The organism is Clostridium sp. DSM 8431 (genome assembly GCF_900116755.1).
GTDB lineage: Bacteria > Bacillota > Clostridia > Clostridiales > Clostridiaceae > Clostridium.
Window position 1 is genome coordinate 1 of record NZ_FPBY01000260.1, and the last position, 3,066, is coordinate 3,066.

The 3,066-nt window shown below is 29.0% G+C and carries 1 protein-coding gene; it reads right to left on the reverse strand.

Translation table 11 applies throughout. The features are described from left to right. Nucleotides 1–180 precede the first annotated feature (180 nt). Complete coding sequence (pckA, locus tag BM384_RS16405; RefSeq protein ID WP_090015246.1) at nt 181–1,749, reverse strand: phosphoenolpyruvate carboxykinase (ATP); 1,569 nt, start codon at nt 1,747–1,749, stop codon at nt 181–183. Nucleotides 1,750–3,066: the final 1,317 nt, after the last annotated feature.

Below are 3,066 nucleotides of genomic sequence, written 5' to 3' on the forward strand. Positions count from 1 at the left end.
TTTAAAGCACTTTCATCTGCATTAATCTACTAAGTTGACGACATTGAGTGCACGCCCATGCTGGGCGCACGAAAAAGAGAGAATTCAAAACTCTGAATTCTCTCATATAAATAGTTATTATCTATTTTGGCAAATAAATTTCCATTCAACATTTCACTATATTTAGGCTTTTTATATTAATTATCTGATACCTGCATTTACAATATCATCAGTTACATTTTTAAACTTTTTAAAATTATTTTTAAAGCTTTCAGCAAGCTCTAATGCTTTCTTATCATAAGCTTCTTTATCAGCCCATAATCCTCTAGCATCTAATACTTCTGAAGGAACATAAGGGCATTCCTTTGGAACTGAAAGGTTGAATACTGGGTGATCTACAAATTCAACATTCTTAAAGTCATCATTGATTACTGCGTTAACCATTGATCTAGTATATTTAAGCTTGATTCTGTCACCAACTCCATATCCACCAGCAACCCATCCAGTATTTATTAGATAAACTTCTGTATGACCTTCATTAATTTTTTCTCCTAAAAGCTTAGCATATTCAGCTGGATTTAATAACATGAAAGGTTCTCCAAAACATGCTGAGAAAGTAGCCTGAGGTTCTACTATTCCTCTTTCAGTTCCTGCAACCTTACTTGTATATCCTGACATAAAGTGATACATAGCAGCTTCTTTAGAAAGCTTACTTACTGGCGGCATAACCCCTGTAGCATCAGCAGTTAAGAATATAATTTTCTGTGGCACATTCCCAACTCCACTTGGCTCTATATTATCTATAAAGTTTATTGGATAAGATGCTCTTGTATTTTCTGTATACTCCTTATCCTTATAATCTGGCAATCTATTTTCATCAAGTACAACATTTTCAAGAACTGTTCCAAATTTAATTGCCTCATATATTTCCTTTTCTTTTTCCTTATCAAGTCCTATTACTTTAGCGTAACATCCACCTTCAAAGTTAAATACTCCCTTATCACACCATCCATGTTCATCATCACCTATAAGTCTTCTATTAGGATCTGTAGATAAAGTTGTTTTACCAGTACCTGATAATCCAAAGAATACTACTGTTTTTCCATCTTCACCTATATTAGCTGAACAATGCATTGGAAGTACACCTTTTTCAGGTAGTAAGAAATTCATTGCAGAGAACATTGCCTTCTTTATTTCTCCTGAATATCCTGTACCACCTATAAGTACTATTTTTTTAGTAAAGTTAATAAGTACAAAAGCTTCTGAATTAATACCATACTTTTCTGGATTTGAAACTTTAAAACCTGGTGCTGAAATTATATTAAATTCAGGAACATGATTTAAAAGTTCTTCTTTAGTAGGTCTTATAAACATATTACTTACAAATAATGCTTGATAAGCCTTTTCACATACAACTCTTAACTTAACAGAATAATCCTTTAATGCACAAATAGAACCATCAAATACGAATATATCTTTATTTTCTAGATATTTAGTCACTTCATCATATAGCGAGTCAAAAGTCTTAGTATCTATAGGTAAATTAACTGTTCCCCAATTTATTTTCTCCTTAGTTACATCATCTTTTACAATGAATCTATCTTTAGGAGACCTTCCTGTATACTTTCCAGTTATTATATCTAAAGCACCCTTATCTGTTAATGTACCTTCGCCCCTCTTAATAGCACATTCAATAAGCTCTGCAGCAGATAAATTTCTTGAAACACTACTATAATTCTTGATATTCAAATATTCTAAATTTAAGTTCATAAAAAAATAACCCCCTCTTTACTTTGGCAACAAGACTTTTAATACCATTAAACATATTTATATTCTAAAAAAGCTTCAATTTTTATAATATTTATTATAAAAAATGAAGTTCCTTAAATACATTTTCATTATATATTTATGCCCATTTAATCCAAAATCATGTATTTCTATAAATATATTTTTATAAAAGTTTATTTATTACTATTCTTTTGCTTATATAAATAACGAATTCACATATTTATTATAACTTCAAGAAAATTATACTTTATTTTCCTTTTCCACTCAAATAAGTATTGTTTGAAATTTTCAGATTATTTCGAATTAGCTTTTATTTCCATTCATTTTCGAATAAGTTTGCTTATTTTTATAAACTTCTTTTAAATAATATGCATTTTTTCTCTTTTATTCATTTTTTAACTATAATATATATTTTTTTGCACAAAAAAATAGCTGTCCTTTTTATATTAATTAAAACAAGACAGCTACTTTGCTTCTATATTAAATTGTTTATTGATTTTAATACACCTCTTTATTATTATTTACATATTTAGACCACCTCAATCTTAACAAACCTTTTCTTTTTTACTAATATCCAAGTCTTATCATCTCCTTTATATTAAAAGTTTAAATATCTATTTACCTTTGCATCGGAATCTCCTCATTTCTTGATTAAGATATTATTTTTTAATAGCCTGTCCCATCGGAACCATCCCCTTTATTTTTTAGACTAATCTATTTTAAGAAATTCTTTATCTAAAGCTTCCTTAAAATTTACATATTTAAATCACCTCATAACTTAATTTTTTTACTTAACCCCCTACTTTGGCATCATCTCCAAATTATTTTTTCATGGCAATCAAAATAAGTATTAGTATAACATCTTCTTTTAATAAACTTTAAATTTACATTGGTATCTCCTCATTTCTACATTTTAGTTTTAACTTTTATAAAATGCTTCATAGGCCTCATTCCTTACTAAATTTAAATCTTCGAAATAATCTTATTAAACCATCGGTATCTCCTCATTTCTCTTATTAACTCTTATTCTTTAATCACCGTCCCATTGGAACCATCTCCCTTAACTTTTAGTACTTTACTTCCTTTGTTGACTTTATTATAATGCCGAGAAAAGTAAATTTACAGACTATTTTGAAAAATTTTTTTATGGTATAATGGAATAGTTGGGGCATATTTCAAAAGACTTCCTTAAAATTCATAGACATTATCGAGTAGGTGAACCTCAGAAATATTTTTTTCTGAGGTCTTTCCTCTCACAGAACCGTGCATGCGGGCCTCGCACACGGCTCTTGATAAATC